This window comes from Micromonospora palomenae (genome assembly GCF_007829925.1).
Lineage (GTDB): Bacteria > Actinomycetota > Actinomycetes > Mycobacteriales > Micromonosporaceae > Micromonospora > Micromonospora purpureochromogenes.
This window is the reverse complement of sequence record NZ_VIXA01000001.1, coordinates 556,576-574,246: the sequence shown is the minus strand read 5'-3', so window position 1 is coordinate 574,246 and position 17,671 is coordinate 556,576. Positions and strand designations below refer to the sequence as shown.

The 17,671-nt window shown below is 73.3% G+C and carries 13 protein-coding genes and 1 pseudogene; 4 read left to right on the top strand and 10 right to left on the bottom strand.

Annotated features, from left to right (window positions below):
• Positions 1-51: 51 nt before the first annotated feature.
• From FHX75_RS02570 to FHX75_RS02550, 5 genes are all read right to left on the bottom strand, one after another.
• Positions 52-312, bottom strand: a complete 261-nt coding sequence (locus FHX75_RS02570; protein WP_154936474.1) for a hypothetical protein — start codon at positions 310-312, stop codon at positions 52-54.
• 56 nt (positions 313-368) lie between these two features.
• Positions 369-1,328 (bottom strand): carbohydrate kinase family protein, encoded by a 960-nt coding sequence (locus FHX75_RS02565; RefSeq protein ID WP_246157557.1) that lies wholly within the window; start codon positions 1,326-1,328, stop codon positions 369-371.
• A gap of 54 nt (positions 1,329-1,382) precedes the next feature.
• Positions 1,383-2,225 carry an ATP-binding cassette domain-containing protein gene (locus FHX75_RS02560; protein ID WP_246157554.1) on the bottom strand — a complete coding sequence of 281 codons (843 nt, stop codon included), beginning with the start codon at positions 2,223-2,225 and terminating at the stop codon, positions 1,383-1,385.
• Complete coding sequence (locus tag FHX75_RS02555; RefSeq protein ID WP_154936472.1) at positions 2,222-3,250, bottom strand: ABC transporter permease; 1,029 nt, start codon at positions 3,248-3,250, stop codon at positions 2,222-2,224. The genes FHX75_RS02560 and FHX75_RS02555 overlap by 4 nt, the downstream gene beginning before the upstream one ends.
• Positions 3,251-3,348: 98 nt before the next feature.
• A complete protein-coding gene (locus FHX75_RS02550) occupies positions 3,349-4,431 on the bottom strand; it encodes a substrate-binding domain-containing protein (protein WP_154936471.1) in 1,083 nt (360 codons plus the stop codon).
• Between the two features lie 231 nt (positions 4,432-4,662).
• Here FHX75_RS02550 and FHX75_RS02545 point away from each other — a divergent pair, with 231 nt between their 5' ends.
• Positions 4,663-7,209, top strand: a complete 2,547-nt coding sequence (locus tag FHX75_RS02545; RefSeq protein WP_154936470.1) for a glycoside hydrolase family 32 protein — start codon at positions 4,663-4,665, stop codon at positions 7,207-7,209.
• Positions 7,210-7,294: 85 nt separating this feature from the next.
• Positions 7,295-8,350, top strand: a complete 1,056-nt coding sequence (locus FHX75_RS02540; protein ID WP_154936469.1) for a LacI family DNA-binding transcriptional regulator — start codon at positions 7,295-7,297, stop codon at positions 8,348-8,350.
• Here the strand turns inward: FHX75_RS02540 and FHX75_RS02535 are convergent.
• From FHX75_RS02535 to FHX75_RS02515, 5 genes and pseudogenes are all read right to left on the bottom strand, one after another.
• A complete protein-coding gene (locus FHX75_RS02535) occupies positions 8,328-9,671 on the bottom strand; it encodes an aminotransferase-like domain-containing protein (RefSeq protein ID WP_246157552.1) in 1,344 nt (447 codons plus the stop codon). The genes FHX75_RS02540 and FHX75_RS02535 overlap by 23 nt on opposite strands.
• 3 nt (positions 9,672-9,674) lie before the next feature.
• Positions 9,675-10,823: an alpha-hydroxy acid oxidase gene (locus FHX75_RS02530; RefSeq protein WP_154936468.1), complete on the bottom strand. Its 1,149-nt coding sequence runs from the start codon at positions 10,821-10,823 to the stop codon at positions 9,675-9,677.
• A gap of 121 nt (positions 10,824-10,944) precedes the next feature.
• A pseudogene (locus tag FHX75_RS02525) lies at positions 10,945-11,865 on the bottom strand (alpha/beta hydrolase); the annotation flags it as partial.
• A gap of 8 nt (positions 11,866-11,873) precedes the next feature.
• On the bottom strand, positions 11,874-13,091 hold the full coding sequence (locus FHX75_RS02520) for a cytochrome P450 (protein WP_154936466.1): 1,218 nt from the start codon (positions 13,089-13,091) through the stop codon (positions 11,874-11,876).
• Positions 13,092-13,154: 63 nt separating this feature from the next.
• Positions 13,155-14,438 (bottom strand): SGNH/GDSL hydrolase family protein, encoded by a 1,284-nt coding sequence (locus tag FHX75_RS02515; RefSeq protein ID WP_211364396.1) that lies wholly within the window; start codon positions 14,436-14,438, stop codon positions 13,155-13,157.
• Positions 14,439-14,797: 359 nt separating this feature from the next.
• On the opposite strand from FHX75_RS02515, the gene FHX75_RS02510 reads away from it, so the two are divergent.
• Positions 14,798-16,357 carry a class I adenylate-forming enzyme family protein gene (locus tag FHX75_RS02510; protein WP_154936464.1) on the top strand — a complete coding sequence of 520 codons (1,560 nt, stop codon included), beginning with the start codon at positions 14,798-14,800 and terminating at the stop codon, positions 16,355-16,357.
• Positions 16,354-17,631 (top strand): MFS transporter, encoded by a 1,278-nt coding sequence (locus FHX75_RS02505; protein WP_154936463.1) that lies wholly within the window; start codon positions 16,354-16,356, stop codon positions 17,629-17,631. Before FHX75_RS02510 ends, FHX75_RS02505 begins: the two co-directional genes overlap by 4 nt.
• Positions 17,632-17,671 lie beyond the last annotated feature (40 nt).

Below are 17,671 nucleotides of genomic sequence, written 5' to 3'. Positions count from 1 at the left end.
CCGCCGACGGACCCTCCCGCGCCGGAAGGTCACGCTAGCAACCGCGCGGGATCAGGGGATCGGACGCTTCAGGTGGTAGCGGTGCACCTCGGTGCTGCCCTGCACGTTGTTCACGTCCTCGCCGGCGGAGACCAGCTCCCAGCCCTCCCGGCCGGCGCGGTTGAGGTGCGCGATCGCGGTGTCGCCGTACGCCGTGATGTCGGTACGCGACCCGTCCGGGCCGTACCAGACGAACGAGACGTGGAAATTGCGTCCCTGCCCCTGGTAGCGGCGGACCAGCAGGGCATACTCCCAAGCGACCATGGCGTCCATTATGGTCGCTACGGGCCGGCCACCGGAACCGCGACCGCCCCCTTGCGCCGCCGGCGTCAGCCGGCCACCGGGGATCCCGCCACCGCGGAGGAGTCGGCCGTCAGGTCGGCACGGGTGGGTGGATCGGCGCCCCGTCGGCCGCAGGTCCACGCGGCGACGCGAGCGGCTTGGCGGAGCACGGCGGTGAGGGCGTCCGGCCCGACGGCGCGCAGGGCCGCCCGCCGCACCGCGCCGAGCAGCTCCCGGTCGTCCAGCGCCGCCAGCAGCCCGGCCGTGAACGCGTCACCCGCCCCAACGGTGTCCACCACGGTCACCGGCAGCGCGGCCACCCGTACGGCACATCGACGGGTGACCGCCCACGCCCCACCGTCTCCCTGGGTCACCACCACGAGGGACGCCCCCGCCGCCAGCCAGTCGTGTCCCGCCCGCTCGTACCGGCGGCCCGGGTAGAGCCAGGCCAGGTCCTCCAGGCTCACCTTGACGATGTCGCTCGCCGCCACCAGATCCTCGACCCGCTGCCGGGCCGCCACTGGGTCGCCCATCAGCGACGGCCGGCAGTTCGGGTCGTAGCTGATCGTCGCGGTGTCCCGCCGGGCCCGCACCAGCGCCAGCACGTCGTCGGCGCCCGGGCGCAGCACGGTGGCGAGGGAGCCGGTGTGCAGGCAGACGTCGGCCGGGCCCGGACGCGCGGTGAGCGCGCCGTCGGGGAAGGACCACCACGCGATGTCGAAGTCGTAGGCCGCCTGTCCGTCCGGGCCCACCCGGGTCCGGGCCACGCTGGTGCCCGGCAGGTCGACCACCGAGGCCGGATCCAGCCGTACGCCGCTGCCGCTCAGATGAGCGCGCAGCGTCCGCCCGTACGCGTCGTCGCCGAGCTGGGTCAGCAGGCTGGTGGGCTGACCGAGCCGGGCGAGCGCGACGGCGACGTTCGCGGGGCTGCCCCCGGGACGGGCCACCGTCTCCCCCGGCCCATGCTCGATCAGGTCCACCAGGGCCTCGCCGACTACCGTGATCACGTCGTTCCTCTCCTGCCGGGGCATCCTGGCGCCCCGTCCACCGCTGCCACCGACTCAGCCCGCCGCCCGGCCCGGTGTCTCCTCGAGGGTGGTCGCACCGGTCATGATCGCCACCGCCTCGGGCATCGTGTGCGACCGTGGGGTCACCACGCCGGCGCAGCGGCCCAGCCGCTGGATGTGGATGCGGTCGGCGACCTCGAACACGTGCGGCATGTTGTGGCTGATCAGGATCACCGGCAGGCCCCGCGAGCGGACCTCCTCGATCATCCTGAGCACCTGGTTGGACTCCTTCACACCGAGCGCCGCGGTCGGCTCGTCCAGCACGATCACCTTGCTGCCGAAGGCTGCGGCCCGGGCCACCGAGACCGCCTGCCGCTGGCCACCCGAGAGGGTCTCCACCGCCTGCGTCACGTTCTGCAGCGTGCCGATCCCGAGGTCGGTGAGGGCCTGGCTGGCCTCCCGCCGCATGCCCTTCTGGTCGAGCATCCGGAACACCGACCCCAGCACCCCGCGTCGGCGCTTCTCCCGGCCCAGGAAGAGGTTGCTCGCGATGTCCAGCGCCGGCGCCACGGCCAACGTCTGGTAGACGGTCTCGATACCGGCCTCGCGCGCGTCCTGCGGGCGCTTGAACTGCGCCGGCCTGCCCTCGAGGAAGAGCTCCCCGGAGTCGGGGGTCAACGCTCCGGTCAGGCACTTGATCAGCGTGGACTTGCCCGCGCCGTTGTCGCCGATGACGGCGAGCACCTCACCGGGGTACAGGTCGAGGTCCACCCCGTCGAGCCCGACGACCTTGCCGAACGTCTTGACCAGGCCCCGGGCCGAGAGCACCGGGGACCGCTGCGCGCTGTCCGGCGGACCCGACCGGTCGGTCGGGGTGTGCGTGGTGGTGGCGGTCATGACCTCACCTTCCTGATCCACTGGTCCACGGCCACGGCGAGGATCACCAGCAGGCCGACCGCCAGTACCCGGTACTGGTCGTCGACCCCGGCGAGGGAGAGGCCGCTGCGGAAGAACCCGACGATCAGCGCGCCGAGCAGGGTGCCGAGCACCGCACCCCGGCCGCCGAAGAGGCTGGTGCCGCCGATGACCACGGCCGTGATGCTCTCCAGGTTGGCGTCGGTGATGGCGTTCGGACTGGCCGCACCGGCACGTCCGATCAGGATCCAGGCGGTGATGCCGTAGATGGCGCCGGCGACGACGTAGACGCTGAGCAGGACCCGGTCGACCCGGATGCCGGCGAGCCGGGCGGCCTCCTTGTCGTCGCCGACGGCGTAGACGTGCCGGCCCCAGGCGGTCTTCGCCAGGGCGAAGCCGACCGCGAGGTAGAGGACGACGACCGCGACGACACCGGCGGTGATCCGGAATCGCCCCACCGGGAAGGACTCGCCGGTCCAGCTCAGCAGCGCCGGCAGGTCGGTGGCCTGGACGCTCTGGCCGCCGGAGTAGAGCAGCCCGATGGCGGTGAAGACGCTGAGCGTGCCGAGCGTGACGATGAAGGGCGGCAGCTTCAACCGCGTCACCAGCGTCCCGTTGAGCGCTCCCGCGCCGGCGCCGACCGCGACGGCGAGGACGACGGCGAGGAGGCCGGGCAGCCCCTGACCCTCGGCCAGCTTGGCCGCGAGCATCATGGCCAGGATCGTGATGGCGCCGACCGACAGGTCGATGCCGGCGGTCAGGATGACCAGTGTCTGCCCGACGGCGAGCGCGCCGATGACCGCGACCTGCTGCAGGACGAGCGACAGCGAGTTCGGCGAGGCGAACCGCGGGTTGAGGGTCGAGAAGACGACGAACGAGATGACCAGCACGAGGAACGGGCTGATCGCGGGATGCGCGTGCAGCAGGTGCTGGACGCGTTGCAGTGGCGACTGCCGGCGCAGGGCGAACTGCTGCGCGGCGGTGGTCGGTGGTGTCGTGGTGGTCACGGCGGGCTCCCTGCCGTTGTCGACGGTGGCGGACGGGCCGCCCGGCCGAAGGCCCGGGGTGGCGTTTCCCCGGGCTCCTCGGCCGTGGCGGTGGTGGCTCAGCCCCAGCAGCGCTGCGCGCCGTCGGTGCTGGTGATGCTTTCGACGCCGGTGGCCGCCTTGTCGGTGACCAGGGTGACGCCGGTGTCGAAGAAGTCGAGGCCCGCGGAGGTCTTCGGCTTCTCCCCGTCGTTCGCGATCTTCTTGATCGCCTGCACGCCGAGCTCGGCCATCTTCAGCGGGTACTGCTGGGAGGTGGCGCCGATGATCCCGTCCTTGACCTGGCGGACGCCGTCGCAGCCACCGTCGACGGAGACGACCAGCACGCCCTGGGTCCTGCCCGCCGCCTGGAGGGCCTTGTGGGCACCGACAGCGGCCGGCTCGTTGATGGTGTAGACCACGTTGATGCCCGGGTTCCTGGTCAGGCAGTTCTCCATCGCGGTGCGACCGCCGTCCTCGGCGCCGTTGGTCGGCTCGTTGCAGGCGATCGTGTAGGTGCCGCCCGAGTAGCTGCCCGTCTTCGCCTCGTCGCCGTTCTTCTTCCGGTCGGCGGTGGCGATGCCCATCCCCGTCAGGAAGCCCTGATCGCGGTCGTAGTCGACCGAGACGACCTTGTCGTTGAAGAGGTCCAGCAGGGCGATGGTCGCGGGCTTGCCGGCGAGCTGGGTTGCCGTCCACTTGCCGATCAGCTCACCGGCCTTGAAGTTGTCGGTGGCGAACGTGATGTCCACGGTGTCCGCCGGGTCGGGCGGGGTGTCGAGCGCGATGACGTAGAGCCCGGCGTCGCGGGCCTTCTTGATGGCCGGGTTCACGCCGGGGCCGTTCGGGGTGATGAGGATGCCCGCGTCACCCCGGGCGATCGCGTCCTCGATGGCCTGCACCTGGCTGGCCTCGTCGCCGTCCTCCTTGCCGGCGGCCAGGGTCAGCTTCACGCCCTCCGCGTCGGCGGCCTTCTTCGCGCCCTGCTGCATGGTGACAAAGAACGGGTTGGTGGAGTTCTTGGTGATCAGCGAGACGGCGACGGTCTTGCTGCCCGAACCGCCGTCGCCCGAGCTGTCGCCGCACCCGGTGACGACCAGGCTGGTGGCTGCCGCGGCGGCGACCAGCAGGGCCGCGCGGCGGCGGACGATGCGCTGGATCATGTGTTCTCCTCGATGACGCCCGGCGGAACCGGAGGGCTGATGACAACGATGTCAGCGCAGTTTCGAGTGAGCACCACAGGGATGTCAATAGGTGGATGCACGGTTTTTCCTAACCGAGGCGTAACTCGGGCGTAACTCTTGACATCGATGTCAGTCAGCCACACGATTTCGGCCACGGGCGGTCCGGCACCGGCAGCGGGTGCCGGACGCTCTGGACGGACGGAGGACGGGATGAGGATTCGCCGATGGCTGGCCGTGGCCGCCGCGACTCTCGTGGCGCTGGTGCCGGGCGCCGCCGGGGCGTCGACCGCGACCAGGGACGAGCCGTACCGACCGCAGGTCCATTTCAGCCCCGAGCGCAACTGGATGAACGACCCCAACGGGCTGGTGTGGTACGAGGGCGAGTGGCACCTCTTCTACCAGTACAACCCCGAGGGCGCGCAGTGGGGGAACATGTCCTGGGGCCACGCGGTCAGCCGAGACCTGCAGCACTGGGAGGAGCTGCCGGTCGCCATTCCGTACTCGGCGGACGAGCACATCTTCTCGGGCTCGGTCGTGGTGGACGAGCGCAACACGTCCGGCTTCGGCGCCCCGGGCGCCCCGGCGATGGTCGCCGTCTACACCAGCTGGTACCCGGCCACCGGCATCCAGGCCCAGTCGCTGGCCTACAGCACCGACCGCGGTCGCACGTGGACGAAGTACGCCGGCAATCCCGTGCTCGACCTCGGTTCCCGCGAGTTCCGCGACCCGAAGGTCTTCTGGGACACCAGATCCGGGCAGTGGACCATGGCGGTCGTGCTCGCCACCGAGCACAAGGTCAGTTTCTACGGCTCGTCCGACCTCCGCTCGTGGCGTCACCTGAGCGACTTCGGCCCGGCCAACGCGGTCGGCGGCGTGTGGGAGGTGCCGGACCTGTTCGAGCTGCCGGTCGACGGCGACCCGCAGCGCCGCAAGTGGGTCCTGGTGGTCAACCTCAACCCCGGCGCGGTGGCCGGCGGCTCGGGGGCGCAGTACTTCCTCGGCGACTGGGACGGCACCACGTTCACCGCGGAGACCGTGGTGGAGGGCGAGCCGGCGCCGCCGGCCGGAAAGCTCTTCGCCGACTTCGACGGCGACTACGCGGGATGGACGGTCCAGAACGATCCGGCGTCGGGGCCCGGCCCGTTCGGGACCGGACCGTATCCCGGTACGGTGCCCGGCCAGCAGCAGGTCAGCGGCTTCCAGGGCCGGGCCCTCGTCAACAGCTTCCTCGGCTTCGACGCGCCCCGGGGCCGGATGGTCTCCCCCGACTTCAGCATCGACCAGGACTACCTGAACCTGCTCGTCGGCGGCGGCGCCCACCCGCACCTGGCCGGCACCACCACCGACGCCGTGCCCGTCGGCGCCGCGCCGGTGCTCGACTTCGAACTGCCCGACGGGCAGACGTACGAGCAGGCGGGCTGGACCGCGACCGGCGGGCTGCGCGGCCGCGCGCCGGTGGTGGGTCCGGCCCGCTCGGAGCGGGGCCACGTCGGCGAGAAGCTGCTCACCACCTTCTACGAGGCCGACTCCACGACCGGCACGCTGACGTCACCCGAGTTCACCATCGACCGCAACCACCTGGGCCTGCTCGTCGGCGCCGGTGGTCACCTGGACGCCGGCGCGGGCCGTACCGTGGTCGAGTTGCTGGTCGACGGCCAGGTGGTGCGCACCGGCACCGGGAACTTCTCCGGCTTCATGAACTGGCGTAGCTGGGACGTGACCGAGTTCCGGGGCCGCAGCGCCCGGTTGCGGATCGTCGACCAGCACACCGGGGGCTGGGGGCACCTGCTGGTCGATCACCTCGTCGCCACCGACGAGCCGGTGCTGCCCCGGTCGGTGGAGACCGCGGTCAACCTCGTCGTGGACGGCGAGGTGGTCCGGACCGCCACCGGCAGGGACAGCGAGCGCCTGGACTGGGTGAGCTGGGACGTACGCGACCTGGCCGGCCGGCCGGCCCACCTGGAGATCAACGACTTCAACTCCGGCGGCTGGGGACACATCCTCGTCGACCATGTCATGTTCGCCGACCGGCCGGCGCCCGGCGAGCTGGAACGCTACGACTGGGTCGACTACGGCAAGGACTTCTACGCGGCCGTCTCGTACGACAACGTCCCCGGTGGCCGGCGCATCGTGATCGGCTGGATGAACAACTGGCAGTACGCCGGCAGCATCCCCACCTCACCCTGGCGCGGCGCGATGGCCCTGCCCAGGGAGTTCGGGCTGAAGACCATCGACGGCGAGGTACGCCTCGTCCAGCAGCCGGCCGGGCGATCGACCGCCCTGCGGGGTGGCGGTGCGGCGTTCACGCTGCGCGACGCCACCGTACCGCCCGGGGTGCTCGACCTGCCTGCGGCGGCGGACGGCAGCGTGCTGGAGATCCAGGCGGAGTTCGAGCTCCGCGACGCGGACCGCTTCGGCCTCCAGGTCCGCGCCGGTGACCAGGAACGCACCCTGATCGGGTACGACGTCGGTGCCCGCCGCCTCTTCGTCGACCGGACGCACTCCGGCCTGGTGGACGTCGGTCCGCTCTTCCCCGGCGTGCACTCCGGCCCGCTGGCGGTGGACGGGAACCGAGTGCGGATGACGGTGTACGTGGACCGCTCCTCGGTGGAGGTGTTCGGCGGGGCGGGCGAGACCACCATCACCGACCAGGTCTTCCCGTCGCCCACCAGCGATCGGACCCGCCTCTTCGCCGAGGGCGGCGAGGTGCTCGTACGGTCGCTGACCGTCCGGCCGCTGCGGTCGGTGTGGGGATAACCTGGGCTCGATCATGTTCGGTCGGGGCCACGGCGGACGTCGTGGCCCCGCCCGCACCGCCGCACCCGCCCCGGTAGGAGCGCCCATGCACGTTGCCGCCTCCGCAACGACGAGCACCGGCAAGGCCCGACCGACGCTGCGGGACGTCGCCATGCTCGCCGGGGTCAGCCCGAAGACGGTCTCCCGGGTCGTCAACGGCGAGGCCGGCGTGTCCGCACCCAAGACCGCGGCGGTGCAGCGGGCGATCGCGCAACTGGACTACCGGCCCAACTTCACCGCGAGCAGCCTCCGCCGGTCCAGCGGCCGCAGCGCGGCGATCGCCGCCGTGCTGGAGGATCTGGCCAACCCGTTCTCGGCCGCCCTGCATCGGGCACTGGAGGACGCGGCCCGGGACCGGGGGGTTCTCATCTTCGCGGGCAGTGTAGACGAGGACCCGGAGCGGGAACGCGAACTCGTCCGGGCCTTCACCCGGCGGCAGGCCGACGCCCTGGTCGTCGTCCCGGCCAGTGACGACCAGCGGTACCTCGCCGGCGAGGTCGACACCGGCACCCCGGTGGTGTTCGTCGACCGGCCGCCGGTCGGTCTGCCGGTGGACGCCGTCCTCACCGACAACCACGAGGGCGCGGCGGCGGCGGTGCACCACCTGATCCGACACGGACACCGCGACATCGCCTACCTGGGCGACCTGCGGAGCATCCCGACGGCGCGCCAACGGTTCCAGGGCTACAAGGAGGCGCTCAGCGACCACGGCATCCGACCGTCGCCCGCGACCATCGTGCACGACCTGCACACCGAGCAGGCCTCGGAGGAGGCCGTGCATCGGCTGCTGTCCGCCGGCTCGCCGCCCACCGCGCTCTTCACCGCGCGGAACCTGGTCACCGTCGGGGCCATCCGGGCGCTGCAGCAGCTCGGCCGGCAGCACGAGGTCGCCCTGGTCGGCTTCGACGACTTCCCCCTCGCCGACCTCCTTCAGCCGGCCGCCACGGTCGTCGCGCAGGACCCGTCCGAGATGGGTCGGGTCGCCGCGTCACTGATCTTCCGGCGGCTCGACGGGGAACAGTGGCGGCCGACGACCCACCTGGTGGCGAGCCGGCTGATCCCCCGTGGCTCCGGCGAGCTCAGCGGACCGCATCGCGACTGACCAGCGCGCTGGGCGAGCCGCTGGTCGTCAACTCGTCGGCGACCAGCGCGGCGAGCCGGTCCAGGCCGAGGTCGATCTGGTCCGGGGTGACCGCGCTGACCGACAGGCGCAGCGCGTTGACCGGCGCGCCGTCGTCGTAGAAGTGCGCCATCGGGGTCCACAGCACGCCGTAGCGCTCCGCCGAGCGGCGCAGCAGCGCGTCGTCGACCGGGAACGGCACGGTGACCACCGCGAAGAACCCGCCGGCCGGCGCGTTCCAGCGCACCGGCGAGGGGGCCGGGAACCGTCGGGCCAGGCCGGCGAGCAGGTGGCGCAGGTTGCGGCCGTACGCCGCCCGTTGCCGCACGTTGGCGGTGACCAGCGAGCAGTCGTGTTCCAGCAGCGCCCCGCCGACGATCGCCTGGGCCAGCGGCGAGGTGTTCACGGTGACCATGCTCTTGATCTTGGCGAGCTGGTCGGCGAGGAGCCCGACGGCGCCGTCGCGGCCGGCGACCCGCTGGTCGGCGACCACGTACCCGACCCGCGCGCCGGGCAGCACCGTCTTGGCGAACGAGCCGAGGTAGACCACCCGACGCCGGGTGTCCAGCGCCTTGAGGGTGGGAAGCCGGCCCTGCTCGCCGGCCGGGAAGAGGCCGTACGGGTTGTCCTCGATCAGCAGCAGCTCCTCCTCGGCGGCCAGGTCGAGCAGGCGCCGCCGATCCTCCAGGCTGACGCTGGCGCCGGAGGGGTTGGCGAAGTCCGGCATCACGTAGCAGGCCCGGGGCCGCAGGCCCTCGGCGCGGGCCCGGCGCACCTGGTCGCGCAGGTCGGCCAGGTCCACCCCGGTCGGGCCGCCGGCCACCGGCCGCACCGGCAGGTCCAGCAGGCGGGCCGCGCCGGTCAGCCCGACGTACGTCGGGGCCACCGCGAGCAGCACGTCCCGGGGGTCGGCGCGCAGCGCGCGCAGCACCAGGAACATCGCCTCCTGGCAGCCCACCGTGACGACGACCGCCTCGGGGTCGACGTGGACGCCCTCGTCGACGGCGAGGTTGCGGGCGACGAGCTGATGGACGACGCCCTTGGTCCGGCCGTACTGGAACAAGGTGCGCCGCGCCTGCTCGGGGCCCTGCCCGAGCTCCTCGACGAGGTGCCGGCGGAACCGGTCCAGCCAGCGGCGCGGAGCGTCGTCGTCGAAGAACTCCTCGCACGGGCGGCCGGCCGCCAGCGACACCGCGTCCGGCCAGTGCTGGGCCACCTCGTTGAGGAAGTTCATCGAGGTCAACGCCGGGTCGTCGACCGCCGGGTGCAACGAGGCGAGGTCCAGGTCCACTGGTTCGTCCACGGCTCAACCTCCGCTCAGGGTACGCAGGTCGCGGGCCGCCGCCGGGTCGGCGCAGCCGGCGAGGGTGAGCGCGTCGCGCAGTTCGGTGGCGAGCAGCGCCAGCGCCGTCTCCGCGCCGGCCCGCCCGCCGGCCGCCAGGGCCCAGAGCATCGGCCGGCCCAGCAGCACGCCGGTCGCGCCGAGGGCGAGCGCGCGCAGCACGTCGGTGCCGCTGCGGATGCCGCTGTCCAGCAGCACCTCGGCGCGGCCGGCGACGGCGGCGACCACCTCGGGCAGCACGGTGGCGGTGGCGGGAGCGCCGTCGAGCTGGCGGCCGCCGTGGTTGGAGACCACCACGGCGTCCGCGCCGACCTGCACCGCCCGCACCGCGTCGCGCGGGTCGAGGATGCCCTTGACCAGCAGGGGCAGCGGGGTACGGTCCCGCAGCCAGTCGAGGTCGCCCCAGGTCAAGGCGGGGGCGAAGACCGCGCCGGTGTGCGCGGCGATCGCCGACACCCCGGGCGTGCCGGTGTGGGCGAGGTCGTCCCGGCCGCCGGGCAGGTTCGCCGCGGTGACGTCCGGCGGCAGCGCGAAGCCGTTGCGCACGTCGCGCCGCCGCCGGCCGAGCACCGGCACGTCGACGGTCACCATCAGCGCGGCGCAGCCGGCGGTGTGGGCCCGGTCCAGCAGGTCGGCGACCAGCCCCCGGTCGCGTAGCCAGTAGAGCTGGAACCAGACCGGCCCGTCGCCGGCGGCGGTCACCTCCTCGATGGTGGTGCTGCTCAGCGTGCTGAGCGCGTAGGGCACCCCGGCCGCGCCGGCGGCCGCCGCCAGCGCCGACTCACCGTCGGGGTGCAGCAGCCGCTGGTACGCCATCGGCGCGACCGCCACCGGCATCGCCTGCTCCCGGCCCAGCAGCGTCGCTGCGGTGCGGGGGTCGTCCACCCCGGTGAGCACCCGGGGCAGCACGGCGACCCGGTCGAGGGCGGCCCGGTTGGCGGCGAGGGTGGTCTCGGCGCCGCTGCCGCCGTCGACGTAGTCCCAGACCCCCGGCGGCACCGCCGCCCGGGCCAGCTCGGCGAAGTCCCCCAGGCAGACCGGCGGCCGGTTGTCGGTGGGGCCCGTCGGGGCGGGCCGGGGCGCCGGCAGGTCGGAGCGCACCGGGTCAGCCATCGGCCGGCCCACCCGTTCCGCGCACGGCACCGGCGGCGAGGTCACGGGCCGGCTTCCCGCCGCTGGCAGGCTCGCCGGCCGGCCGCGCGTCGTCGGTTGGCGATCCCGTACTGGCCAGCGCGAAGCGGTCCCGCAGGAACGCGGCGGCCTCGTCCTGCGCCCGCCGGCCGGCGTCGAAGACGCCGGGCATCGCGAAGAACCCGTGGATCATCCCGGGATACCGGCTGAGCGTGACCGGCACGCCCGCCTCGCGCAGCCGCGCGGCGTACCGCTCCCCCTCCTCGCGCAGCGGGTCGTACTCGGCGGTGACGACCAGGGCCGGTGGGAGGCCGGCGAGGTCGGCGGCGAGCAGCGGGGAGGCGAGCGGGTCCGCCGCGTCGGCCGGGTCGGGCAGGTAGTGCCGCCGGTACCAGTCGACGGAGTGCCGGTTGAACAGCAGCGGGTCCTCGTCGCCGGCCGGGGCGCGGTCGGCCCGCTGGTCGGTGTTCGGATAGACCAGCAGCTGCCCGGCGAGCCGGGGGCCGGTGGCGCGGGCCAGCAGGGTCACCGCCGCCGCCAGGTTGCCGCCGGCGCTGTCGCCGCCGACGACGAGGCGTTCCCGGTCCGCCCCGAACTCCTCGGCGTGCGCGGCGATCCAGGCGGTGGCGGCGTGGCAGTCGTGCACCGCGGCGGGGAACGGATGCTCGGGGGCGAGCCGGTAGCCGACCGTGACGACCTGTCCTCCGGAGGCGTTGGCCAGCCGGCGGCAGATGCCGTCGGCGGTGTCCACGCTGCCCAGCGTCCAGCCGCCGCCGAAGAAGTACAGCAGGGTGGGCAGCGGGCCGGCGCCGGCCGGCCGGTACACCCGTACCGGAAGGTCGCCGGCCGGGCCGGGAACGTGGGTGTCGCGTACCTCGTGGACCGGCTCGACGTCGCCGCCGCCGGCGCGGATCGCGGCGAGGTCGGCGGCGCGGGCCTCGGCGAGGGTCTGGGTGTAGAGCGGCGGCGTGCCGGCCGCGGCGCGCGCGGCCCGGTACGCCACCACCTGGGGGTCGAGGGGCATGCCGTCTCCTATCCGCCGGTCGAGACGAAGAGCTTGTCGATGCCACGCAGGAAGAGGCTCCCGCTGTAGGTCGGTGGCCGGGTGACCGTCAGCCGCGGGAAGCGGGCCAGCAGCCGGGGCAGAGCGAGCCGCCCCTCCAGCCGGGACACCGCGGCGCCGAGGCAGAAGTGCGGGCCGACGCCGAAGGCGAGCGAGGGCGGCCCGTCCCGGCGCGGGTCGAACCGGTCGGGCTCGGGGAAGCGGGCCGGGTCGCGGTTGGCGCCGGCGATCATCAGCAGGACGTTCTCGTCCCGCCGGACCGGTACGCCGCCGAGTTCGGTGTCGCGGGGCGCGGCCCGGGCCAGGAAGTGCACCGGGCTCTCCAGCCGCAGCACCTCGTCCACGCAGCCCCGAGCGAGCGCGTCGTCGCCGGGCAGCGCCGCGACAACGTCGGGGTGCGCGAGCAGCAGCGGCAGGCCGTTGCTGAACATGTAGACGGTGGTCACGAAGCTGGCGTTGAAGAGCACGATCAGGTTGCCGATCAGCTCCTCCTCGGTCAGCGCCACGTCGCCGGCGTCCACCGCCTCGACCAGCCCGCTGATCAGGTCCTCGCCGGGCCGCGCGCGGCGGTGCGCGATCAGGTCCCGGTAGTAGGCGCGCAGCTCCTCGGCCGCCTGGTTGGCCTGGGTGAGGCGCTGCGGGGTCTTCCCGGCCACGTCCAGGAACTCGTCGATCCAGTCGACCCGTTGCCGGTACCAGTCGAGGTCGGACTCGGGCAGGCCGATGAACTCGGCCATCACCAGCGCCGGCGCCGGGTACGCGAAGTCGGCCACGAAGTCGGTCTCGGCGCCGTCGGCGCCCGCCTCCGCCATCCGGTCCAGCAGCGTGTCGACGACCCGGACGATCACCGGTTCGAGGGCGCCCAGCCGGCGCGGGGTGAACGTCTTCGCGAAGACCGAGCGCATCCGGGTGTGGTCCGGCGGGTTGACGAACATCATCGAAGAGTTGAAGGTGCGCAGGATCTCCTGCTCCTGCCAGCCGGGCGGGGCCTGCTTGTACCACTCCGGGTCGCGCAGCACCTGGCCGACCAGGTCGTACCCGACGGCGACCGCGGTGATCGTGCTGTGTTCGGCACGGGTCGGCACCGTGCTGATCGGTCCGTGCCCGTGCAGGGCCGCGTACCACGGATAGGGGTTCTGCCGACCCGGCTCGCTGTAGAGGCCGGTCAGGATCTCGTCGACGTCCACGGTGGTGCTTCCTCCCCAGGAATGGACGGTGGGGCGGCGGGTCACCCCGCCGCCCCACCGGTGTCACAGTCCGAGCAGTCGTAGTGGTACGGCGTCCGCCATCGCCTGGTTGCCGGCGTCGTTCGGGTGGATGTGGTCACCGGAGTCGTACGCGGGCAGCAGCCGGCCCGGCTGCGCCGGGTCGCGGAGCACCGCGTCGAAGTCGAGCACCCCGTCGAACTCGTGGGCGCCCGCGCCGCGCAGCCAACTGTTGACCGCCTGCCGGGTGGCGTCCTTCTCGGGCGTCCACACCCCCGGGTTGCCGTGCCCCTCGTACGGGGTGAGGGTGGCCGCCAGGCTGCGCAGGCCGCGCGCCTTGACCTGCTGGTTGACCTGGCGCAGCGCGGCGACGATCTGCTCCGCGGAGTCGCCGGACATCCAGATGTCGTTGATGCCCAGGTGGGTGACGACGGTCTTCACCCCGGTCTGCGGGAAGACGTCCTCGTTGAGCCGGGCCAGGGCGTTCGGGCCCAGCTCGTTGTAGCCGGGGAAGCCACCGGCGCCCGGCTCCGGGCCCTCGTGGTTGAGCCGGTTGCCGGCGAGGCTGAGGTTGAGCACGCCGGGGGTGCGCACCTCGGGCCGGGCGTCGACGAGCCGGTCCGCGAGCAGGTCGGGCCAGCGCCTGTTGGCGTTGACCGTGCTGCCGTTGCCGTCGCCGATCGAGTCGCCGAGGACGACGATCGAGCCCGGGGTGTGCCGGCGCTCGACGTCCAGCCCGGAGAGGAACATCCAGCAGCAGTTCGGCCGGATGGTGAAGCCGGCGCCGTCGGCCGCGGTGGTCAGGTCGGTGGCCCCGATGAAGTTGGTGACCTTGGACTGGCCGTGGAAGGTGACCGGCCCGGTGAGCACCGGGAAGTGCAGGGTGACCACGAGGTCCTCCTGCTCCCGCACGGCGAAGTCGAGCGGGTCGCTGAGCAGCTCGGCGCCCTTGTTGATGGTGGCCGAGGTGGCTCCGCCGAAGGTCAGCTCGCGCAGGGTGGCCGCGTCGATGTCGGACCGGTCGTCGGGGGTGCCGGTGTTCGGCCGGGCGACGGTCGCGTGGCCGACCTTGACGGCCTGGTCGCCGTAGAGGTTGGTCAGTCGCACGCGCAGCCGGTCGCCGCCGACGCTGGTGTGCACGATCATCCGGATGCTCTGGTTGTTGAGACCGGTGTTGGTCAGGCCGACGGTGTTGCCGCGGGTGACCGCCGCGGCCCAGCTACCCGCCCACTCGGCCCGCCCGTGCCGGGCGGTGTCGGTGTCGGACGGGCCGGCGCTGGCCACCACCGCCGGGGTGGCCACCACCAGCAGGGTGGCCGCGGAAGCTATGACGTGCCATCTCTTCGGGGTCGACATGGAACCTCCATCGTTGGCAGCCCGGAATCGGCGTCCATGATCGGCACCGCCCGGACGATGGTCCAGAAACCTAGCCGCTGGCGCTGACGGGCGTCAATCAACCCGATCGACCTGATCAAATGTCCGGCGGGTGCCGCCGGACAACGTTCGGCTCTGTCCGGTCAGGACGTCCCGCCCCTAGGCTCGAAGCCGGCGGCGGTGCGGTCGCCATGCCGCGCACCCCGTCGCGTCCCGGGCTCTGACCTGCCCGGATGCCATTGTCTGCCGGTCGCCGCGACGCGTCCCACCGGGCAGGTCGCGCCGGCCGCCACGCATCGACTGGGGGCTGTGCGATGACCGATCGACCGACCAGCTACGTGCACCAGGCGTTGGAGTTGTTCGCCGGTTTCGGCGACCGGGAGGCGCTGGTCGGCGACGGCCGGCGGCTCAGCTACACCGAGGTCGCCGACGAGGTGCGCGGGCTGGCCGGCGCGCTCGCCGCGCACGGCGTACGGCCCGGCGCGGCGGTGCTGGTGATGCTCGGCAACGCCGTCGAGGGGCCGCTGCTCCAGCTCGCGCTGCACCTGCTGGGCTGCCGGACGATGTGGATCGCCCCGGTCACCTCGCGCCGGGAGATCGACGAGTTCGTCCGGCTGGCCCGTCCCGACGTCTTCGTGCACGATGCCCGGACCACCGACGGCCTGGGCGCGGAGATCGCCGCCTCGCTGCCCGGGGTGCCGGTGCTGCGCCTCGGCGCGGAGCTCACCCCCGGCGCCCCGATCGAGCTGCCCGACGCCCCGCCCGCGCCGGAGTCGTTCCTGCAGACCAGCGGCACCACCGGCACACCCAAGCTGGTGCACCACCGGGAGAGCTTCTACCGGCAGATCCTCGCCCTGGCCGCCGACTTCCGGGCCGCCGGGTTCCCGCTGCTGCGGCACCTGTCGCACTCACCGATGTGGCTGGCCAGCGGGCAGATCACCACGCTGTTCAACCTCTTCACCGGCGGCGTGCTCTTCCTGCGTCAGCAGTGGGACCCGGTGGCGTTCATCGGCACCGTGGAGCAGGAGGGAATCAACTCCACCTTCGTCACCCCGCCGATGCTCTACCAGGTGCTCGACCACCCGGCCCTGGACGGCGCCGACTTCTCCGCGATGTTCATGTTCAACGTGGGCGCCGGGCCCGCCGCGCCGGCCCGGCTGCGGCAGGCGATCGCGCGCTTCGGCCCGGTCCTGCGCATCGTGTACGGCCTGAGCGAGGCCGTCGTGATCACCGCGCTGCCCGGCCTGGCCGAGGACCCGGCCCACCCGGAGCGGCTGCGCTCCTGCGGGAAGCCGTACGGGGACGTGGCGATCGAGATCCGCGACGCCGACGGGCGGGTGCTCCCCCCGGGCGCCGACGGCGAGGTGTGGGTACGCACCAACCTCAGCTTCGCCGGCTACCACGGCCAGCCGGAGCTGACCGCCGAGACGCTGGTCGACGGCTGGGTCCGGACCCGCGACATCGGCCACCTCGACGACGAGGGCTACCTCTACCTGGTCGACCGGTTGCAGGACCGGATCCTCACCCGGCAGCGCAGCTGGCCGATCTACTCCCGTCCGATCGAGGACGTCCTCGCCAGCCACCCCGAGGTACGCGCCGCCGCGGTGATCGGCGTCCCCGACCCGGTCGCCGGCGAGCTGCCCCACGCGTACGTGGTGCGCGCGCCGCGGGCCACGGTGACCGGTGACGAGCTGATCGCGCTGGTGACCGCCGAGCTGAGCGAGACCTGGGCGCCCGGCGGGGTGGAGTTCCTCGACGCGCTCCCGCTCAACCGCTCGGCCAAGGTGGACAAGCTGGCCCTGCGGGCGCGGCACGCCGCCGCGCACCCACCGGCGCCGGAGGCCACCGGAGCGGGGATCGGCAGCCCGGCGTGACACCGCGGCGGGAGCTGACCGTCCTGGTCGCCGCCGACCTGATCTCCAACCTGGGCAGCCGGATCTCGGTGGTGGCGATCCCCTGGCTGGTGCTGGAGACCACCGGCAGCCCCACCAAGATGGGCCTCGTCGCGGCGGCGGAGACCTTGCCGTACATGCTCTCCAGCGCGCTGGCCACGCCCTGGGCCGACCGGTTCGGGGTGCGCCGTACCTCGATCGTGGCCGACGCCGCGAGCGCGGTGGCGATGGCCGTGGTGGCGCTGGCGCCCTGGCTGGGATTCGGCGCGCTGGTCGCGCTGGTCGCGGTCGCCGGCGGGCTGCGCGGCATCGGCGACCGGGTCAAGCACGTGATGTTCCGTCCGGCCGCGCAGCGCGCCGGGGTGCCGCTGATCCGGCTCACCTCCGCCTACGACGGGCTGGTGCGCGGGGTGACGCTCTTCGGCGCGGTGCTCGGCGGGCTGCTGATCGCCTGGGTCGGGGTGACCCGGGCGATCTGGATCGACGCGGCCACCTTCGCGGTCTGCGCGCTGCTGATCGGCGTCCTCGTGCACCCGCCGGCACCGGCGGAACCGGCGCCCCGGGAGAGCTACCTGCGGGCGCTGCGCGGCGGCTTCCGCTACCTGCGCACCGACCGGATGCTGCTGACCATGCTGGTGGTCGTCTCCGCGCTGAACATGTTCGCCAACGCCAGCGTGGCGGTCTACATCCCGCTCTGGGTGGCCGAGGTGTTCGGCGACCCGGCCGGCTTCGGCCTGGTGCTGGGGGTCTTCGCCGGCGGCGCGCTGCTGGGCAACGTGCTCTTCACCGCCGCCGGGCCGCGGCTGCCCCGGCAGCTGACCTTCGCGGTGGGCGCGGCGGCCAGCGGTACGCCCCGGCTGCTGGCGCTCGCGCTCAGCGACGAGCTGGTGGTGGTGCTCACCGTGACGTTCCTGTCCGGGATGGCGATCGCGACGGTGAACCCGCTGCTGGGCGCGGCGCTCTACGAGCGGGTCCCGGAGGCGTTGCAGACCCGGGTGATCGGCATCGCCGGCTCGCTGGCCTTCCTGGGGCTGCCCGTCGGCGCGCTGCTGGGCGGTTGGACGGCGGCGGCGCTCGGGCTGATCCCGGCGCTGTGGGTGATGTCCGCGGCCTGCCTGGTGCTGACGGTGGCCCCGCTGCTGGTGGGCGGGCTGCGGCCAGGAGGCCCGGGAGGCCCGGCCGGCGGTGCCGGCGTGGAGCCGGGTCCGGGGGCGGACGCGCCGGCAACCGGAGCCGCAGCGCCTCACGCTGCGTAGACGTTACATCTACTATCCGACAGTTTAAATACTGCGATGG

What these genes read in the sequence shown, in the direction of transcription:
- FHX75_RS02570 (WP_154936474.1), bottom strand. Translation starts at nt 312, where the DNA reads ATGGACGCCATGGTCGCTTGGGAGTATGCCCTGCTGGTCCGCCGCTAC.
- FHX75_RS02560 (WP_246157554.1), bottom strand. Translation starts at nt 2,225, where the DNA reads ATGACCGCCACCACCACGCACACCCCGACCGACCGGTCGGGTCCGCCG.
- FHX75_RS02550 (WP_154936471.1), bottom strand. Translation starts at nt 4,431, where the DNA reads ATGATCCAGCGCATCGTCCGCCGCCGCGCGGCCCTGCTGGTCGCCGCC.
- FHX75_RS02545 (WP_154936470.1), top strand. Translation starts at nt 4,663, where the DNA reads ATGAGGATTCGCCGATGGCTGGCCGTGGCCGCCGCGACTCTCGTGGCG.
- FHX75_RS02540 (WP_154936469.1), top strand. Translation starts at nt 7,295, where the DNA reads ATGCACGTTGCCGCCTCCGCAACGACGAGCACCGGCAAGGCCCGACCG.
- FHX75_RS02530 (WP_154936468.1), bottom strand. Translation starts at nt 10,823, where the DNA reads ATGGCTGACCCGGTGCGCTCCGACCTGCCGGCGCCCCGGCCCGCCCCG.
- FHX75_RS02510 (WP_154936464.1), top strand. Translation starts at nt 14,798, where the DNA reads ATGACCGATCGACCGACCAGCTACGTGCACCAGGCGTTGGAGTTGTTC.